The 20,979-nt window shown below is 34.0% G+C and carries 13 protein-coding genes; all 13 read left to right on the forward strand.

Annotated elements, in window-relative coordinates; translation table 11 throughout:
• Window positions 1-264 precede the first annotated feature (264 nt).
• On the forward strand, window positions 265-831 hold the full coding sequence (locus VOI54_RS06870) for an RNA polymerase sigma factor (RefSeq protein WP_326281983.1): 567 nt from the start codon (window positions 265-267) through the stop codon (window positions 829-831).
• A gap of 50 nt (window positions 832-881) precedes the next feature.
• Entirely contained in the window at window positions 882-1,802 is a 921-nt protein-coding gene (locus VOI54_RS06875; RefSeq protein WP_326281984.1) for a FecR family protein, read from the forward strand.
• Between the two features lie 221 nt (window positions 1,803-2,023).
• The gene (locus VOI54_RS06880) at window positions 2,024-5,296 is read left to right on the forward strand and encodes a TonB-dependent receptor (protein ID WP_326281985.1); all 3,273 of its coding nucleotides are present in this window, start codon (window positions 2,024-2,026) and stop codon (window positions 5,294-5,296) included.
• 96 nt (window positions 5,297-5,392) lie between these two features.
• Window positions 5,393-6,934: an alkaline phosphatase D family protein gene (locus VOI54_RS06885; RefSeq protein WP_326281986.1), complete on the forward strand. Its 1,542-nt coding sequence runs from the start codon at window positions 5,393-5,395 to the stop codon at window positions 6,932-6,934.
• Window positions 6,935-6,977: 43 nt separating this feature from the next.
• Window positions 6,978-8,513 (forward strand): amidohydrolase family protein, encoded by a 1,536-nt coding sequence (locus tag VOI54_RS06890; protein ID WP_326281987.1) that lies wholly within the window; start codon window positions 6,978-6,980, stop codon window positions 8,511-8,513.
• Window positions 8,514-8,536: 23 nt separating this feature from the next.
• Entirely contained in the window at window positions 8,537-10,252 is a 1,716-nt protein-coding gene (locus tag VOI54_RS06895) for a phospho-sugar mutase (protein ID WP_326281988.1), read from the forward strand.
• Window positions 10,253-10,348: 96 nt separating this feature from the next.
• Window positions 10,349-11,593, forward strand: coding sequence for a nucleoside permease (locus VOI54_RS06900; RefSeq protein WP_326281989.1), 1,245 nt, complete (start codon window positions 10,349-10,351; stop codon window positions 11,591-11,593).
• Window positions 11,594-11,595: 2 nt separating this feature from the next.
• Complete coding sequence (gene deoD, locus VOI54_RS06905) at window positions 11,596-12,300, forward strand: purine-nucleoside phosphorylase (protein ID WP_326281990.1); 705 nt, start codon at window positions 11,596-11,598, stop codon at window positions 12,298-12,300.
• Window positions 12,301-12,841: 541 nt separating this feature from the next.
• A complete protein-coding gene (locus VOI54_RS06910; protein ID WP_326281991.1) occupies window positions 12,842-15,649 on the forward strand; it encodes a M16 family metallopeptidase in 2,808 nt (935 codons plus the stop codon).
• A 116-nt stretch (window positions 15,650-15,765) separates the two neighbouring features.
• Window positions 15,766-16,212, forward strand: a complete 447-nt coding sequence (locus tag VOI54_RS06915) for a protein-disulfide reductase DsbD domain-containing protein (protein ID WP_326281992.1) — start codon at window positions 15,766-15,768, stop codon at window positions 16,210-16,212.
• Between the two features lie 25 nt (window positions 16,213-16,237).
• On the forward strand, window positions 16,238-18,214 hold the full coding sequence (locus VOI54_RS06920) for a protein-disulfide reductase DsbD family protein (protein ID WP_326281993.1): 1,977 nt from the start codon (window positions 16,238-16,240) through the stop codon (window positions 18,212-18,214).
• Between the two features lie 51 nt (window positions 18,215-18,265).
• Entirely contained in the window at window positions 18,266-19,786 is a 1,521-nt protein-coding gene (locus VOI54_RS06925) for an aminotransferase class V-fold PLP-dependent enzyme (protein ID WP_326281994.1), read from the forward strand.
• Window positions 19,787-19,800: 14 nt separating this feature from the next.
• Window positions 19,801-20,748 (forward strand): thioredoxin-disulfide reductase, encoded by a 948-nt coding sequence (gene trxB / locus VOI54_RS06930; RefSeq protein WP_326281995.1) that lies wholly within the window; start codon window positions 19,801-19,803, stop codon window positions 20,746-20,748.
• Window positions 20,749-20,979: the final 231 nt, after the last annotated feature.

A 20,979-nucleotide genomic window follows, 5' to 3' on the forward strand; every position in this document is an offset into this window, starting at 1 on the left:
ATCATCGATCTATATTTAAAGTTCGAAAATTAATTATTTCTTTTTAGAATCTTAACTTGTTTATAATTAGCAGAGTATCTCATTTAAAAAAGTTGTAACGAAAAGTTAGAAAGGAGATAGAGTATCTGTTATTTTTATATTGTAGAGCTTACTAGCTTAATCTTATTTTATCTCTTTAATAACAGGATAAATTAGTTTTCACGAATTTAAGTTATAATGGTAAAATAATTTTCTGATTATATTTACACTCTTAAAAGTCTTTATGTGGATTTTAAAAAAATAAGCATACTATCAAAATATATTAAAAAAGGATCTGAGAAACATTTTAAACTTTTTTTTCAGATTACTCATGGGGTTGTTTTTGGGGTGTGTGTCAAAATGGGGCTTAGTCAAGAAGATGCGGAAGAAATAGTTCAAGACACCTATATTCAATTTTGGAAACAACGAGATTCCATAGATGAGAATAATGGAGTTATTGGTTTACTAAAATTGATAGCGAAGCGGTTAGTTATAAAAAAAATAAATAAGAAAGAATTGACAGTTTTAAATAATTTAGATGAAATACATAAGATTTCAGATAATTCAGATTTAAAAGGAACTGTAAACTCTAATTTAATTAAAGAAAATATTAAGAAATTGCCGCCAACTCAAAAAGAAATAATAACCTTATTTTATTTGGAGGGGTTGACTACAATTGAAATTTCTAATTATTTAAAAGTTTCGGTAAGAACGGTTGAGAATAATCTGTATAGGGCAAAAAAGAAGCTAAAGCAAATCCTTGATTTTCAAAACTTAAACACCAATTCATTTTATGATTTTTTTAATGAGTAGTTAATTAATATGATAGCAATACATAAACAAAAAAGAGAATATAGTTTTTAATGTCGAAAAAGAGTAAAAATACAGATTTAGAAAGCAAGTTTAACCAGTATTGGGATGAGTCTATGATTGATTCGTTGAATATGGATAATTCTGAGGCAGTTTTTGATGCTATTTCACAAGAGTTAGATTTTCAGGATAATTCAATAAGCTTAGTTTCGAGATATGGAAAATTATTGAAATATGCTGCCATATTTGTTGTTTTAATTTCTATAGGAGCTTACTTTACATTTACTAATAATAGCACCATTGATATAGATAAAGATAGCATATTAAAAATTGCTTTAAATCAACAAAAAATCAGGCTTGATGATAATTCAGAAGTAGAATTATTTCCTAATAGCAAGCTTACATATCCAACAGTATTTAATGATAGTATTAGAAAGGTTGAATTAGAAGGGTCAGCTTTATTCAATATAACTAAAGATGATAAAAAACCATTTTTGGTTCATCAAGGCGATTTAATTACAAAAGTTTTAGGGACAAAGTTCTTAATAGAAGAAGACTCAATGTCACAGCTTACCAAAATATACCTTCATACAGGCAAGATAGCAGTAACAAATAAAGGGAATACTTTTAATCGTGTTTTGCTACCGGGAGATTCATTAATATATAATCAGCAAACCAATAAAGAGTTAATAGAAAAAGTCAAGCCAAAAGAAGATAAGTTTATAGCAGCAAACAAAGCAATCAAAAACAAGATTTCAATTGAGTTTGTAAATGTTAAGCTCAAAGATGCTTATAAAAGAATTCAGGAACAAACAGGAATTCAAATTGATTATTCTGACGTAGGCATAGACGGAGAACTTATACTGAGTTTAGATTATAAAGATAAAACAATTGAAAAGGTTATAGAAGATCTTAACTCTTTCAATGCGTTTACTTATAGGATAGAAAATAATACCATAATCATAAAAAAGTAATAGAAGAATAGTATCTCTACAACTATATCTCAATAGGATTAAAACATAAATAACAGTTTTTATACTATATAATAACTATGTATAATATTTTATAAAATATGTTGTGTTTCTGATTGAAATTTAAGAAAGGTTTTAAGAAATATTGAATTTTATTTAAGGTTTTGTGAGTAGTTGAAGTTAATTAAGTCAATATAATAAAAACTTAAAACCATTCTAAAACTATGAAACAAACGTACATCATTATTTTTTTATTCTTAGTGTTGCCGGTCTCGCTGTTAGCACAGGGAGAGACAACCGCATCAATTTCAGGAACTGTAATTGATGATAAATCAGAAAAGGTATTTGGCGCCAATGTCATTGCAGAACATACTCCTTCCGGGACCAAGTATGGAACTATTACAAATGACGCGGGGCAATTTAGATTGCCAAACTTACGTGTTGGTGGGCCATATACTATAGCGATTTCTTATTTAGGCTATGAAACCAAAACAGAAACCGATATTAATTTGAGTTTGGGTCAAGATTTTCATTTAAATGTTGTTATGGGAGAAGAAGCAACAGCATTAAATGCAGTGCAATTAATTGCGAGAAAAAGCTCAATTTTAAATAGTAATAAAACAGGATCAGGAAGGAATATAAGCCAAAGAGCTATCAATAGCGTACCTCAAATAAATAGAAGTATAAATGATTTTTCTAAATTATTGCCTCAATCCAATAGTGCTGATTTTGCTGGTTTTTCTGGTGGAGCGCTACGTTCAAGTAGTGTTACGGTAGATGGAACATCATTTAATAATGCTTATGGGTTAGGAGGCGCCGGGGCTCTTGTAATTGGAAATGCTGCCGGTTCAGAACCCATTAGCTTGGATGCCTTAAGTGAAATACAAATAAGCCTTTCTCCTTACGATGTAAGGCAAGGAGGGTTTACAGGAGCAAATGTAAATGCAGTAACTAGAAGTGGAGATAATGAGTTTAGAGGATCTATATATAGTTTTTTTCAAAATGAAAGTTTGTTAGGAACTAAAGTAAAAGATGTAGAAGTTGAAAACTCTAAGTTTAATTCTACGCAATTTGGATTTAGGATTGGCGGACCAATAATTAAAAACAAATTATTTTTCTTTGCTAATTATGAACGTGTGACAGGAACTACTCCAGCATCAAATTTTATTGCATCTGATGGCGGAAATACTGGAGATAATGTTACTAGAGTGTTGGCTTCAGACTTAACAGACTTAAGTCAGTTCTTGTTGACAGAGTATGACTATGCTACGGGGCCATATCAGGGCTTTTCTCTTGAAAGTGTAAGTGATAAGTTTTTAATAAAGCTTGATTATAATATAAGTGATAAGCATAAATTGAGTATGCGTTATAATCAATTAGAAGCAACATCAGATCAGGCGCCTAGTAATTCTACTTTTTTTGGAGCAGGAAATAGATTTAATAATCCTAATGGTATGAGTTATTCAAATTCTGGTTGGGAACGTAATACTAATGTGTATTCATTTGTAACAGAATTAAATAGTAATTTTAATAGTAAGTTTTCGAACAAGTTCAAAGTTGGCTATTCATCTTTTCCAGAAAATAGAAGAGTAAGAGGAACACTTTTTCCTAGTGTAGATGTTTTACAAAATGGAACAACTTATATGTCTTTTGGTTCTGATTTATTTTCAAATAATAATAAAGTAAATCAACAGATCTTACAAATTCAAAATGATTTTTCTATTTTCCTGAACAATCATGCCATAACTTTAGGCTTTAACTATCAACATTATAAATTTAAGAATGGATTTACTCCAGCTTGGCAAGGGTCATTTGTTTTTAGCTCATTACAAGACTTTTATAATAGTACTCCTTTAGGGACACAAACGCCAATTGGGGTTAGTGACGGGACAGGAAGGCCATCAACTTATGCAAGAAGATATTCTGGATTAGAAAATAGAGAGGTTGTTTTTGCAGAACCTAAATTTTCTCAGTCAAGTTTTTATGTACAAGATAAATTTGATGTAAGTGATAACTTTAGAGTAGTAGGTGGATTACGTTTAGATATTACATCATTTTTAAATGAGCCGAGGAAAAATCCGGAATTGGAAGGGCTTACATTTCAAAACCCAAATGGAGATCCTCTATCGTTAGATAATAGCCTTCTACCTGGTACCCAAGTGGTTCTTTCCCCTAGGCTTGGTTTCAATTGGGATGTAAGAGGTGATAAAACATTTCAAGTAAGAGGAGGAACAGGTATTTTTAATGGTATTGTGCCATTTGTAGCTATTGGTGATGCCTTTCTAAATAATGGTATAAACCAAGGGGAGATTAGAGACTTTTCTTTTAATGGAGGAACAAATGATAAGCCATTTACGTCAGATGTTAATGCCTATATCCCTCCATTTACAGGGGTAAGATCTCAAGGAGATATTAATTTTGTAGATCCGGATTTTAAAATGCCTAGGGTTTTAAAAACTACTCTTGGAGTAGATTATCAATTGCCTCTTGGTCTTGTAGGTAGTCTTGAGTTGTTATACGGAAAAACAATTTATGATGTATTACCAATTAATGCTAATCTTGACCATACTGATGGAAGTATTGATGGTGTAGATGACCGATTCAGGTTTTCAAATTCACGTCTTAATTTTCCAACCGCTAGCACAGCATTTGTTTTAAGGAATTCTACACAAGGAAGCCAATTTAATTTTACTGCCCAATTAGAAAAACCATTTAGTGATAACTGGTCTGCTTTGGTAGCTTATACTTATGGTAAAGCAAAAGATAGAACATCATTTTCAGGTTCAGGCTCAAGAGCAGCATGGAGGGCTTTACCAGTAGTAGGTAACACAAATAACCCACCATTGGCATTGAGTGATGGAGATCAAAAGCATAGAGTTGTTGGAGCGGCCTCATATAAAATTAATTATAAGAAATTTGGTTCTTCTACGTTTTCTATCTTTCTTGAAGGTGCACAAAATAGAAGATTTTCATATCAATACAGCGGATTGGTCTTTCAAGATGCCAACGGAGATTTTGTTACCAATGATTTAATATTTGTACCAGCAGATGCCTCTCAAATTAACTTAGCGGATTATACAAGAAGTGATGGGTCTGTTGTTACAGCTGCTGAGCAATGGACTGCTTTAGATCAATTTATCTCCAATTCAGATTACTTGAAAACACGAAGAGGGCAGTTTGCAGAGCGTAATGGTAGTATATCTCCAATGTTCTTTAAAATGGATTTGAGATTTGTTCAAGACATAAATATTAACATAGGGAAGAAAAAGAACTCATTTCAATTTACAGCAGATATTTTAAATTTCACAAACTTACTCAATAAAAATTGGGGTGTTAGAGAAATAGCTGCTAATACAAGACCAATTCAGGTTATAAGAACTCCGGGAGGAACAACACATAGAGTTGAGCCTAATAATTTAGATAAGGAGTTTATCTCAGATCTTAGTTTAAATTCACGTTGGAGGATGCAGTTAGGAATACGCTACAGTTTCAACTAGGAATTATTGAATTAGTTTAGTTTTTAATACTTTATTAAAAGAGAGGGGAGTCACACTTTAAGCAGCCACTCCCCTTTTTTATTACACGTAATAACAATGGGAAAATTACTAAGGCAATTATTGTTGCTTCATTTGTTTTTTTCAATATGTTCCTGTAACCATGAAAATGTTAGGTTTAAAACAAATGTTACATCAATATATTATAACGATGCGTTAAAACCTTTTTATCATGGCGTAGCATCAGGAGACCCAACTCAAAATGAGGTTGTTTTATGGACCAGAATCACTCCCGATTTTGTAAAAGAGCACGAAGTAAAGTGGATGGTTTCTAGTGATTCACTTCAAAAAAGTATACTTCAGGAAGGCATTGTTAAGATAGATAGTGTAAATGATTATACAGTTAAAGTCTTAGTGTCTGGGCTTAAACCTGACACCTATTATTGGTATAGTTTTGAATATAAAAATGACAGATCAATAGTTGGAAGAACCAAAACACTTACTGATAAAGACACAAATTCACAAGTTAATTTAATTGGAGTAAGTTGTAATGCTTATGAAGGAGGATATTTTAATGCATTTAGACGTATTGCGGAAAGAAAGGAGAGAATAGATGCTGTTGTGCACCTCGGAGATTATATTTATGAAAGCTTTATTCCAAAATATATTAAAAAGAAAGATAGAGTTCCATTACCTAAGAAAGAGCTTATTTCTTTAGAAGATTATAGAACAAGATATGCACAGTATCATTTAGATTCTAATTTAATGCTGGCGCATCAAATGCATCCATTTATCAATATTTGGGATGACCATGAAATTGCGAATGATTCCTATGCAGATGGGGCTGGCGGACATAATAAAGAAGATGGTAGTTATAAAGATAGAATGTATAATGCTAAAAAAGCATTTTATGAGTGGTTACCAATTAAAGAGGATAAAAAACTTTATAGAAGTTTTAATTTAGGAGGAGTAGCCAATTTATTTATGATAGATGGGAGGCTTGAAGGTAGAACAAAACAAGGTAAACCAACAGATTCATTATATAATTCCTCAAAAAGAAAAATGTTGGGAGATAGACAAATGAAATGGTTAGTAAATGGCTTAAATCAATCAAAATCTACATGGAAAATTATAGGAAACCCTGTTCTGTTTTCAAAATTTGATTTTTCTCCTGTAATGTCTGATATAAATGAAAAAGAAAATGATAGTTGGTCCGGATATCCTTTTGAACGGTCAAAGTTTATATCATTAATAGATTCATGTGCTATAGATAATCTGATTTTTTTGTCCGGAGATTCTCATAGTTCATGGGTAATTGAAGTTCAGAATCTTGAAAATAATGAAAAAAACCCAATAGCTATTGAATTCGGTGTGCCATCAATTTCATCAGAAAATTGGGACACAAGCAATCCGGTAGATTCTGTAATAAAATGGGAAAACAGAATAAAAGAGCTAAAAGAAAATCGTCATATTAAGTATGTTAATTTAAGAGAGCATGGATATACTTTACTAACACTTTCTGATGATATGGCCATGTGTACATGGTATTTTATTGATAAAGATCATAAAACGCTTTTAGAAGAAAAGGGTGTGAGTTATAGGATTAAAAAAGACGACTATAAGTTAAATAGACTCAAGTAAATTTAGAGTTTATAATTCTCGTTTAATTATAAAAATCAAACAAATGAAAGAAGAAAATCCAAGACGACTAATGAAAATAATAGTCATAATATTTATTTCTTTATTTGTGTTGGGATGTGAAAATGACACAAAAAATCAAAATTCTTATATGCCTCAAAGGGATGATTTGATAGGGGTTGATAAGAAAAGATCATTTGATTCCAGTTTAATATTGTCACAAGAAGAAGTGAAATTGGAATCTAAACTGATAGCATTAAGAGATTTATTTGAAAAGAATATCAAGCTTAATCACCAGACGTTTTATATAGAACCATTCAGTAACGTCAAGGGATTTATAGAAGCAACAACATTGTTTGAGGTGTTTAAGGCCATGCCCAAAGGGGCATTGTTGCATACCCACAGTGGAGGGGTAACTGATATAAAATGGGTTATTGAAAAAGCTAAAACCCTGCCAAATTGCTATGTGTATGCTGAGTTTAACAACAAAAATATATTATACGGACAATTAGGTGTTTTTCAAAAAAACAAAGTACCCTCAGGTTATGTGTCTTTAAAAGAAAGTATAGAAACAGACCCTGATTTTGAATCAGAGTTGTATAATTTATTGGTGCTAAAAAGAAGTACCTTAAAAAAAGAAGATGACTATTGGTTGGAATTTGAAAAACGGTTTATGAGAATAATGCCATTGATCAACTATCGCCCTTTTTTTAAAGCCTACTATAAAAAGGCATTTTTAGATTTGATAGAAGACCACATAAACCATGTTGAAATACGATTCATCTTTGGAAACCTATATGATGAAAGAAATACTAGCTATCCAATTGACACGATGGTTGAAGATTTAAAAGAAGTTGTACTAGAAATAGGAAAAACAAATCCGTCTTTTTCATTAAACCTGATATACACAAGCTTTAAATTTTTAAGTGTTGATAAAATCAATAATCAAATAAAAGAAGCCTTTCGGTTAAAAAAGAAGTTCCCCAATTTAATAACCGGATTTGATTTGGTGGCCGAAGAAGACAGGGGAAATAGCATAGAATTTTATGAAGATTGTTGGAAGACATTAGATTCGCTGGAGCAAGAAACAGGTTACCAGCTGCCTTTGTTTTTACATGCCGGAGAAAGCCATTCAGTAAAAAATAAAAACCTTTACGATGCTGTTTTGTTAAACTCAAAACGTATAGGTCATGGCTTAAACTTGGTGCTATACCCAAGCCTGATTGAGGCAGTAAAGAAAAGAGATGTCCTTATAGAGGTTAATCCGTTAAGCAATAAAATATTAGGCTACTTTACAGATTTAAGAAATCATCCGGCAAGGATACTCCTTAATAAAGGAGTACAATGTGCCATTAGTAGTGACGATCCTGGGGTTTTTGGCTATGAAGGATTGAGTTACGATTTTTTTATAGCATTTGTCGCTTGGGAATTAGATTTGAAAGCCATAAAAAAACTAGTATTCAATTCTGTTGAATACTCAACACACCAACAAAAACAAAGCGCTTTAGATCAACTAAAAAAAGAATGGGAGGCTTTTGTATTTCATTCCATCATGCTATTGGAAAGTAAGAATTTAAACTAGCCTTTTTTGAAAATTAAAGATAAATGGATATACAAAAGATAAAAGACTCTGCAAAAACATGGTTGACACCTAGCTTTGATACTGAAACCCAAAAAGCAGTACAACATCTGATAGATAAAGATTCCCAAGAACTGATAGAAAGTTTTTACAAAGACTTAGAATTTGGAACAGGAGGCATGCGCGGCATCATGGGAGCAGGAATAAACCGTATAAATAAATATACCTTAGGAAGAGTTAGTCAAGGCTTAATAAATTATTTACAAAAAAAACATCCAAATAAGCAATGTAGAATAGTTATAGCCTATGATTGTAGAAAAAACAGTGATACACTTGCCAAAACAGTAGCAGATGTATTTACGGCAAACGGCGTTAAAGTATTTCTGTTTGAAAATATGCGCCCAACACCAGAATTGTCATTTGCAGTAAGCCACTTGAACTGTGAAGCAGGTATAGTACTAACAGCTTCCCATAATCCACCGGAATACAATGGTTATAAGGTTTATGGAAGTGATGGAGCACAGGTAGTAACCCCAGAAGATGGACTTATTATAGAAGAAGTAAACAAACTGGATTTTTCAGAAATAAAGTTTGATGCCAAACCTGACTTGTTGGAATATATCGGAAAAGATATAGATAAGGCCTTTATAAAAACATCAGTAACAAACACTTGTTTAAAGTTAAAAAACAGGAACGATTTAACCATTGTGTTTACCTCACTGCATGGTACATCCATTACCGTAATGCCTCAGGTTTTTGAGCAGGCAGGCTATAAAAATGTCCATTATGTAGAAGAACAACGGCAACCAGACGGAAACTTTCCTACGGTAGAGTCTCCAAACCCGGAAGAGCCAGCCGCTTTAAAAATGGCATTAGAACTGGCAGAGAAAGTCAACGCAGATATCCTAATAGGGACCGATCCGGATAGTGATCGCTTAGGAATAGCTGTTAGAGATTTAGAAGGTCATATGAGATTACTAAATGGCAATCAAACCATGTCAATTATGACCAGTTTTTTAATCAAAAAATGGAAAAAACAAGGTAAATTAAACGGCAATCAATTTGTAGCTTCAACAATTGTTTCCACAGATATGATCTCTGAAATAGCGAATAGTTATGGTGTAGAGAACAAAATATGCTTAACCGGATTTAAATGGATAGCAAAACTTATTAAAGATAATACAAATCAAGAGTTCATAGGCGGGGGTGAAGAAAGCTTTGGTTATATGGTAGGCGATTATGTAAGAGATAAAGACGCTATTTCAGCCACCTTATTAGCTTGTGAAATAGCTTCTTATGCAAAGCAGAAAGGGAGTACTTTTTACAAAGAATTATTAGGCCTATACGTAAAACATGATTTTTACAAAGAACATTTAGTAGCCGTTGTAAAAAAAGGAATGGATGGTGCTGCGCAGATTAAGCAAATAATGATTGATTTGCGTAAAAAGCCCTTAGCAGAAATAGATGGTGAAAAGGTAAAATATGTTTATGATTATGAATCTTCTACAAAAAGAGATTTAATAACAGGCAAAGAAACACAGATTGACATCCCTAAGTCAAACGTATTGGTTTTCCTAACAGAAAAGGGGACTAAAGTAGCAGCCAGGCCTAGTGGAACAGAGCCTAAGATTAAATTTTACTTCAGTGTAAATACACCATTGGAAAGTGTTGAAAGAGCAGGAGCTGTTGAACAACATTTAGATGAAAAGAACCAAAGGATTGCAAAGATATTTGATTATTAAAAAGCTACTTATTTGTACTAACACATGTCTTTACAATGAGTAGTTAAAAATATTAAGATCAATTAGATTATAGATAATTAAAAAAATAAAAAGATAATGGGGATTAAACAGCGCCTTATAATATTCAATTTTTTAGAGTTCTTCGTTTGGGGTACATGGTTAATCTCTGCCGGAGCCTACATGTCTGTAACATTAAAATTTACAGGAATACAAATAGGTTCTGTGTATGCAACACTAGGCCTAGCTTCTTTATTTATGCCGGCAATAATGGGAGCTATTGCAGATAAATGGTTGAGTGCAGAAAAACTGTTTGGAATGAGCCACCTTATTTTAGTAGTCTTTTTTATAGGAGTGACTCAGGTTGCTAGTTTTAGTTTATTTTATGTTCTAATGTTGTTCGTTTCTATGTTTTATATGCCAACCATAGGACTTAACAACGCCATATCGTATCATATTTTAGAAGATTATAAATATGACATTATAAAAGCTTTTCCTCCAATTCGAGTATGGGGAACTATTGGTTTTATTATTGCAGCCTGGTGTATAGATCTATTACAGTGGCAGGTAGGCAAAGAACAATTTTATTTAGCAGCGATAGCGTCAGGGGTCTTAGGAATATATTCATTTACGCTTCCAAAAATTCCAACTTCAAATACTAGTAATCAAACCTTGATACAGCGTTTAGGATTAGATGCTTTTGTGCTGTTTAAGAAAAAAAACATAGCAGTTTTTTTAATATTCTCAGTGCTTTTAGGAGCTGCTTTACAAATTACAAATATTTGGGGAGTACCTTTTTTAACAGATTTTGAAGTTGATTATAAAGATTCTTTTGCCGTGAAGCACTCCGTTTTTTTAATGTCATTATCGCAAATATCAGAAGTAATCTTTATCCTTTTTATTCCATTTTGCCTGAAAAAATTTGGAATAAAAAAAGTTATGTTGATGAGTTTGTTTGCATGGATATTTCGTTTTGGTTTTTTTGGTATTGGAAGCCCATCAGGACTGGGAGTGATGTTTTTAATATTGTCCATGATAATTTACGGTCTGGCCTTCGATTTCTTTAATATTTCTGGGTCTTTGTTTATAGATAAAGAGGTGTCTCCAAAAATACGTTCCAGCGCACAAGGTTTGTTTATGATGATGGTAAATGGTGTTGGAGCATTTCTCGGAGGATATGCAAGTGGTTTGGTTGTAGATTGTTTTACAGAAAAGAATATTAAAGATTGGTCAAGCATATGGTTTGTCTTTGCAGGGTATGCATTGGTTATAGGTATTGCGTTTGCGCTTCTCTTTAAATACAAACACAATTCAGAAGAAAATTTTAATCAAATAAAACATTAGCTATGAGTGTACATAATAATGCCAGGAAAGGAGATATAGCAGACTTTATTTTGTTACCCGGAGATCCGCGACGTGCAAAATTAATTGCAGAAACATTTTTAACGGATGCAAAATGTTACAATGAGGTTAGAGGGATGTTGGGGTATACGGGTTTTTTCAATGGAAAGAGAATTAGTGTACAGGGAACAGGAATGGGGATGCCATCAATATCAATTTATGCTACAGAGCTAATAGAGGAGTATGGCGTGGAGAAATTGGTAAGAATAGGTTCATGTGGTTCAATTCAGGAACATGTAAACATCATGGATATAGTGCTGGCAATGAGTGCTTGTACAGATTCGGGGATGAATAAATTTCGGTTTAATGGAAAGGATTTTGCACCGACAGCAAATTTTGAATTATTAAAAAAGGCCTATGAAGTAGCCGAAAAGAATAAGCTAAGTGCCCATACAGGATCTATTTTAACATCCGATTTTTTCTATGGAGAGAGTCATATAGCAGATCCATTTTTAAGCTGGAAGACCTATAATGTATTAGGTGTGGATATGGAAGCCGCTGCATTATACTCCATTGCGGCTAAATACAAAAAAAAGGCATTGGCCATATTAACGGTTTCAGATCATTTGTTGAAGAAGCAAGCCATTTCTGCCAGTGATAGGCAAAACTCATTTAAAGAGATGATTAATCTAGCATTGCAGTTGGCTTAACTATAAAATATAAAGAGATGAAAGAATTAAACTGGATTGAAATATTGGGCTATATCGCTTCAATATAGAATCAGGGAAACCAATAGTTGATATTATAAGTTTAAAAAAAGCCTTAATAAAAAAATTGACTAATTGGCTTCTAAAAGTAGAGTAATAGCAATAAAATCTGGAATTATACCTTTCTTAAAAGTTATAAATAGAAGATATGCTTTGTAACGAATAAAGGAATTAAAAAAAGATTATAAAATAGTGGTCAAAACGTACTATAATTCTGAGTATTCCTTATAATATTCTTTAAATATCTCCCAAAAAACTACCGATAATAAGTTCAAAAATGGAATTCATTGATAATTTTTCAGTGTTTTTTATTTAAAACAAAAAATAATCATTAATGATTTTGTTTTTAAAATGTTAGAAAACAGTCTGTTAGTGTTTGTTTTACTTTTGTTAAGAGAGTTTTAACATCCTTTCTTTAGGGGTAAAGCACTAAATCTTCGACATAGTAAGTAACAGACAACATTTTAAGATACAAAATTAAAAAATGAAAAAACTCTTATTATCAGTACTCATCTTGGTTGCGCTGGTATTCACCGGTATAGCACAAAATGTAGATTTAAAGACATCAATACCAATTGATGAGACCATTAAAAAAGGTGTTTTGCCTAATGGATTAACCTACTATATAAAAAGTACTGATGTAGTAAAAAATGCTGCCAGTTATTATATTATTCAAAATGTGGGATCTGTTTTAGAAAATGACGACCAGCAGGGATTGGCCCATTTTTTAGAACACATGGCATTTAATGGCACAAAGAATTTTGAAGGAAAATCCATGCTGGAGACCTTTCAAAAACAAGGCTTGCTTTTTGGTAGAGATATCAATGCCTATACAAGTTTTGATGAAACCGTTTATAATATTAATAATGTACCAACCAAACCAGAACTGATAGATAAAGGATTATTAGTATTACATGACTGGTGTAATTATTTATTACTCACAGATGAAGAAATAGACGCAGAGCGTGGTGTGATAAAAGAAGAATGGCGTACGCGTCAAAACGGACAAATGCGTTTGTTTCAGACTTCTTTACCTATAACCTTTAATCATTCAGCTTATTCAAAGCGTTTGCCTATTGGGTTAATGCATATTGTAGAGAATTTTGAATATAAGGCATTGCGTGATTTTTACCATGATTGGTATCGCACAGATTTACAAGCTATAGCTGTGATAGGAGACGTTAATGTTGATGAAATTGAAGCAAAGATCAAAGCGTTGTTTTCTAAAATCCCGGCAGTTGAAAATGCAAGAGAACGTTTTATAGTAGAAATTCCTGAAAATGAAAAGTTGCTATATAGTTTAGGTATGGATAAGGAGATTTCAACAGCAGGCATTGTATTTGGAATTCGTCATAAAAAATCATTAAAAGATCAAACGGTTAATGATTTAAAAGTATCACTGTTAGAATCAATGGCTACCGGAATGATATCTTCAAGAATTTCTGAAAAAGCTCAAAACCCTGACGCTCCATTTTTAGGAGCAAGGTTTGGTTATAGATCCATCTCAAGGGCTAATAACGGGTTAAGTCTGAGCATGTCTCCAAAACCGGGAATGCAACAAGAGGCTTTTGCAGCAGTATTAACCGAAGTTGTAAGAGCTGTTAAATTTGGGTATACCGCATCAGAAGTTGAAAGAAGCATTAAGAGATTCTCGAATAATTACGAAACACAAATTGCTAAAAAAGATGATCAGCCCCATGGTAGAATCATCAATGGTATAAAAGATAACTACCTTAATAATGTTACCATAGCTGATATTGAAAAAGAATACAATTTAGTTAAGCAGATTTTTGGATCACTTACGCCTGAAGATGTTCATAACACAATTAAAAGACTGTATTCAAAGCAGAATAGATACGTCAATGTAACAGGGGTTGAAGGTAAGAATAATTTAACGGAAGAGCAGGCAAACAAAATAATACATGCTGTAGAAAACGACCCACGTATAACAGCATATACTGAAGAATTTGCTGGGAAAACCCTGGTTTCCGGATTAGATATTAAGGCTGGGAGTATAACAAATACCAAGAACAATAACGACCTTGGATCTACAACATATATTTTAAGTAACGGAATCAAAGTACATTATAAGTTTGCTAATAAGCAAAAAAATACGGTTAGTTTAAACGCCATTAGCTATGGCGGAAAATCATTATTAAAACCGGAAGATTTACCATCAGCTGATTTAATGGGTAATTTAGTTAAAATGTCCGGTTTAGGAGATTATTCTGCAACGGAGCTACCAAAAGTATTAGCAGGTAAAACAGCCAGTGCCTCTCCAAAATTAGGAGAAACTACCGAAAATATCACCGGATCTTCTTCAACAAAAGATGTAGAAACCATGTTGCAGTTAGTATATTTGTACTTTGAAAAGCCACGTTTTGATGAGCAGGCCTATAAGGTGCTTCACGGTAATATTAGTAATTACCTGGTAAGAAGAAGTAAAGATATTGGAGAGCAAATGAAAGATGGTATGACCACTACGTTGTATGGAGAGAGCCACCCAAGAAAACGTGTGTTCGATCAAGCATTTGTAAATGATGCTTCTTTTGAAACTATGAAGGCTGTATATTTAGATCGCTTTGATAACCCGGCAGATTTTGAATTTTATATTGTAGGTGATGTTAAAGCAGAACAATTAGAGCCATTGTTAACTAAGTATGTGGCAAGCTTAGCTACAAGTGCTGACAAAGAAAGTTTTAAGGACAATCACGTGAATTGGAAGTCTGATAACGTTGATGAAGATATATTCCTGAAAATGGAAGACCCCAAAACAAGTATCAACATGGCTTTAAAAGCAACAAATGCATATACTGTAAAAAATAAGTTTGTTACAAGTGCTTTGGGAGATATTATGCAATTAAGACTTACTGAGACTTTAAGAGAAGAGGAGGGCGGAGTGTATAGTCCAAGAGCTTCCGCGTTTTTAGTTAAGTATCCTAAAACACAGTCTTATGTATCTATAAGATTTGATTGTAATCCGGATCTGGCTGAAAAATTAGTACAAATAGTTCAAGATGAGTTATCAAAGCTGGCTAAAGGGGATATAAGAACTGATGACCTGCAAAAAACGTTAACCAACTATAAAAAAGTGCGCGAACAGGCCAAAAATAGAAATAGTTACGACATGAGCTTGCTAACTACGTTTTATAGAGATGGTTACAATATGAATGACACTGAAAATTTTGAAGACGTTATAAACAGTATTACAAAAAAAGATATACAATCCCTGGCACAGGATTTGCAACAAAAAGGAAAATCATTTAAAATAGTATTTAAACCCAAAAAATAACACTACATCTTAGTTAAACTTTATTTACAATTATTTGAGTTAGTCACTCTACATTAACAAAGGATGTTATAAAAGGGTTGTTTTTTCAACAACCCTTTTTTTAAAAAGCAAAAATTATGAAAAACACATTTTTAATCTTAGTATTAGCATTTAGTTTAAACAGTTTCGGACAAATACTTAAACCCGTAAAATGGGCAACAAGTGTAAATAAAGTTTCAGATACTGAAGCCGAATTAATTGTAACGGCAACCATAGAAGATGGCTGGCACCTTTATTCGCAGTCGGTTCCGGAAGATGGGCCAAAACCAACAAGTTTTGTTTTTGAAGGTAATGGTAATTATCTTAAAAAAGGAAATACTAAAGAAGAAGAGGGGCATACCGTTAATGACCCGATATTTGAAATGGAAATCAAATATTTTGATAAAAAAGCAACGTTTAAGCAACGTATAAAACTTAAAAATCAAAATGCGTTTAAGGTTAATGCTGAAGTTGAATTTATGGTATGCGATGATACAAGATGTTTACCACCAACACAAGTAGACCTTGTTTTTGATGTTAAATAAAATTAATTAGATACTACCAGCCATTATGAGAAAAGCAATTATAGTCCTCATTTGTTTATTAGTAGGACAGTTTTATGCTACAGCACAGGTTCATGAACCTGTAAAGTGGTCTACCCAGGCACAAAAAATATCAGATACGGAATACAAATTAATAGCTAAAGCATCTATTGAGCCCGGCTGGCACTTATATGCACAAGATGTTCCGGCTGATGGCCCCATACCAACCTCTTTTATTTATGATGATGCCAATGGTGCTTTTAAAATAGTAGGAAATACTACCGAAGAAGAAGGGCATACAGTTGATGATCCTGTTTTTGAAATGAAAATTAAGTTTTTTGAAAACAGTGCCACTTTTACACAACTCATTGAGGTAACAGGAGATAAAACGGTAGTAAATGGCTTTGTAGAATTTATGGTATGTGATGATACCAAATGTTTGCCACCAACAGAAGTAGATTTAGTATTTAATCTGCCTGTAGCCAATGGTGCCGTTGATGAATCCTCTGAAATTGTTGAAGCTGATTCGGAAGCCAATAGCGATCCAGTTAAGTCCAAACCTAAAAAAGGACTATGGGGGATATTTTTTATTGCATTCTTTTCAGGTTTTGCAGCATTGTTAACGCCTTGTGTATTTCCAATGATTCCTATGACCGTGAGTTTCTTTACCAAGCAAAGTAAAACAAGAGCCATAGGTATAAAAAATGCCATTATTTATGGTATTTCAATTATTGTTATATATGTGCTTTTAGGAACTTTGGTAAGTCTTTTATTTGGCGCAGATGCCTTGAATGCTCTATCAACCAATGTGTGGTTTAATATAGCATTCTTCTTGCTGTTACTAATTTTTGCAGCGTCTTTCTTAGGGGCATTTGAAATCATGTTACCCAATTCGTGGGCCAATAAAGTAGACTCGCAGGCAGGTAGAGGCGGGTTAATAGGTATATTTTTTATGGCATTAGCCCTGGCTATAGTATCTTTTTCATGTACAGGCCCTATAGTTGGTACTTTGCTTGTAGAAGCGGCATCAGGAGGAAGCCAGGTAGGACCAGTTGTTGGTATGTTAGGCTTTTCATTAGCTATTGCCTTACCATTTGCGTTATTTGCAGCATTTCCCGGCTGGTTAAACTCATTACCAAAGTCAGGAGGCTGGTTAAATACAGTAAAAGTTGTACTAGGGTTTTTAGAATTGGCACTAGCCTTTAAATTCTTATCAAATGCAGATCTGGTATTACAATTACATTGGCTGGAGCGCGAAATGTTTGTAGCCATTTGGATAGCCATATTTGGAGCATTGGCTTTTTATCTTTTTGGAAAAATACAACTACCTCATGATTCGCCGTTAACCCATATTTCAGTTGGAAGGTTGAGTTTAGGTTTACTGGTATTGGCATTTACTATTTATATGATCCCCGGATTATGGGGAGCGCCTTTAAATTTAATAAGTGCTTTCCCTCCACCACAACATTATAGTGAATCTCCATATGGAGTGGGGTATACTGAATTAGGTTATGGCAGTGTTCCCGGAGGTGATCATAATGAGGTTCCGGACGGAGCTCACCTAATGCCTCCACACAATATCCTGGCATTTAATGATTATGATAAAGGCCTAGCCTATGCTAAAAAGGTTGGCAAGCCGGTAATGATTGATTTCACCGGGCATGCTTGTGTGAATTGTAGAAAAATGGAGCAAAATGTATGGGTGAAACCTAATGTTCTGCACATTCTTAAAAATGATGTGGTATTGATCTCATTGTATGTAGATGATAAGCGAAAGTTAGAAGCCGACGAAATTGTAGAGTCTCAATTAAAACCGGGTAAAATGCTTAAATATATAGGGCAGAAATGGAGTGAGTTACAAACGGTTAAATACAAAACCAATTCACAACCATTTTATGTACTCATGGATCATAATGAGGAAAACCTGATAGATCCTGTAGCCTATACACCTGATGCTGAAGAATACCTTGCCTGGTTAAAAGCAGGGATCTCAAAGTTTAAATAATTAGATTATTTGATAATCAGTTAACGCTTTATTTAAATAAAAAGACAAATAATGAGTGTGCTTTCAAAAACGATGAAAAGCTTATTTAAGCCAAAACATGATCCCTCCAATTTAGAGGACTATTTCAAGCCCTTTAGAGATAATATTGTTGGAGCAGATCAATATTTTGAATCGCCTTACGGACGGAAGAAAATAATCTATGCCGATTGGACCGCAAGCGGAAGGCTTTACAGGCCTATTGAGGATAAATTACTGAATGAGATAGGGCCTTATGTAGCCAATACCCATACGGAAACTTCCATTACGGGGTCAGCTATGACCCATGCTTATCATGATGCCAGAACCGTTATAAAGAAGCATGTCAATGCTTCTGAGGATGATATACTGATAACGGTAGGAACAGGTATGACAGGGGCAATTAACAAGTTTCAGCGTATTCTGGGGCTTAAGGTCAATGAAAATTTAAAAGACCATACTGAAGTTCCTGAAGAGAAGCGGCCCATTATCTTTGTGTCGCATATGGAGCATCATTCTAACCAAACGTCATGGTTAGAGACCATTGCCAGAGTTAAGGTGATTCCATCTAACAAAGAAGGACTGCCATGCATTGAAAAGTTAAAAGAACTAGTTGAAGCCCATAAGAGCTGCCCTATTAAAATAGCGGCTATTACCGGGTGTTCAAATGTTACCGGTATTAGAACCAACTATCATGATGTGGCTAAGGTCATGCATCAAAACAATGGCTTGTGCTTTGTTGATTTTGCCTGCTCGGCACCTTATGTAGATATTAATATGCATCCAGAAGACGCTGAAGAATATCTGGATGCCATAACATTTTCACCTCATAAATTTTTAGGAGGACCGGGATCTTCAGGGGTGTTGGTTTTCAATAAGAAATTATATAAAAACTTAGTGCCCGATAATCCTGGTGGCGGTACGGTATCTTATACTAATCCTTGGGGAGATCATGATTACATAGATGATATTGAAACCCGTGAAGATGGTGGTACTCCCGGTTTTTTACAGGCTATTAAAATAGCGCTTTGTATCAAACTTAAAGATACTATGGGCGTTCAGCATATGTTGGACAGGGAACATGAACTCATTGATATTGTTTTTAAGAGACTGTCTAAAATAGATAACCTGCAAATTTTGGCCCCTAAGCATAAAGACAGGCTTGGAGTGTTTTCATTTTATATAGACGATGCACATTACAATTTAATTGTAAAACTTCTTAATGACAGATTTGGAGTGCAGACCAGAGGCGGTTGTTCCTGTGCTGGAACTTACGGGCATTATTTATTAAATGTAGATCAGCCAACTTCCAAAGCTATAGAACAAAAAATACTGGAAGGCTGTTTGGTGGAGCGCCCGGGTTGGATTAGAATGTCTATACACCCTACAACAACCAATCAGGAAATTGAATTTATTTGTGAAGCTATTAAAGACGTAGCAAAGCATTATAAAACCTGGGGAGAAGATTATGAATACAATACTGCTAAAAACGAGTTTATTCATAAAAGTAACGTCTCTATAGAAAACGAGATTACACAAAATTGGTTTAAACTTTAGATCAAAATATAGTTATGTCAACAGAAATAGAAAAAGTAAAATGCTTAATAATAGGTTCTGGCCCGGCAGGGTATACGGCAGCAATTTATGCCGCCAGAGCAAATATGAACCCCGTATTGTATCAGGGGACTCAACCGGGAGGACAATTAACAACCACCAATGAGGTTGAAAATTTCCCGGGCTATCCCGAAGGTGTAACCGGACCTGAGATGATGATTCAATTACAAAGCCAGGCACAGCGTTTTGATGCCGATGTTAGAGATGGTTGGGTAACCAGGGTGGATTTTTCAGGTGATGTTCATAAAGTATGGGTTAATGATACCAAAGAGATCCATTGTGAGACGGTTATAATATCTACAGGGGCATCAGCCAAATATTTAGGACTGGAGTCTGAACAGAAATACCTGAAGTTAGGCGGGGGTGTATCTGCTTGTGCTGTATGTGACGGATTTTTTTATAAAGGACAGGAGGTGGTCATAGTAGGAGCTGGAGATTCAGCTTGTGAAGAAGCGCATTATTTGTCAAAACTATGTAAAAAGGTTACCATGTTAGTAAGACGGGATAAGTTCAGAGCCTCCCGAATCATGGAAGCCAGAGTAAGAAATACAGATAATATTGAAATACTGTTAAATACGCAAACCGTAGAAGTATTGGGCGATGGGCAGGTAGTAACAGGTGTGCGGGTTAAGCACAATGATACTAAGGAAGAAAAAGATATTCCGGCTACCGGCTTTTTTGCGGCTATTGGTCATAAGCCTAACACAGATATATTTAAAGATTACCTGAGCTTAGATGAGACCGGATACATTATCAATGAGCCGGGAACATCAAAAACAAATGTAGCTGGGGTGTTTGTTAGCGGTGATGCTGCAGATCATGTCTATAGACAGGCAGTAACAGCTGCAGGAACCGGTTGTATGGCGGCTCTTGATGCGGAACGTTATTTGGCCGCTAAAGAATAAATCATTTATTACATATGTGATAAAAAGAAAAGGCCGGGGTTTTAGCTAAAACCCCGGCCTTTTTTTATTGGATTAATACCCATTCCTTTAAATGATTTTGCCTCCTTTAAAACGGTTTGAGCAATGTCAGGTTTAGCCTGTTCAAAAATACATTTAAGTTCCCGGTAGTTCTTAGAATAGGTTTTTATTCTTTTTTAGTGCTAAGGTAGGCAGTATATAAGGGCAGATAGT

Source organism: Alterotamlana spongicola (assembly GCF_035818475.1).
In the GTDB taxonomy this organism is placed as follows: Bacteria; Bacteroidota; Bacteroidia; order Flavobacteriales; family Flavobacteriaceae; genus Cognatitamlana.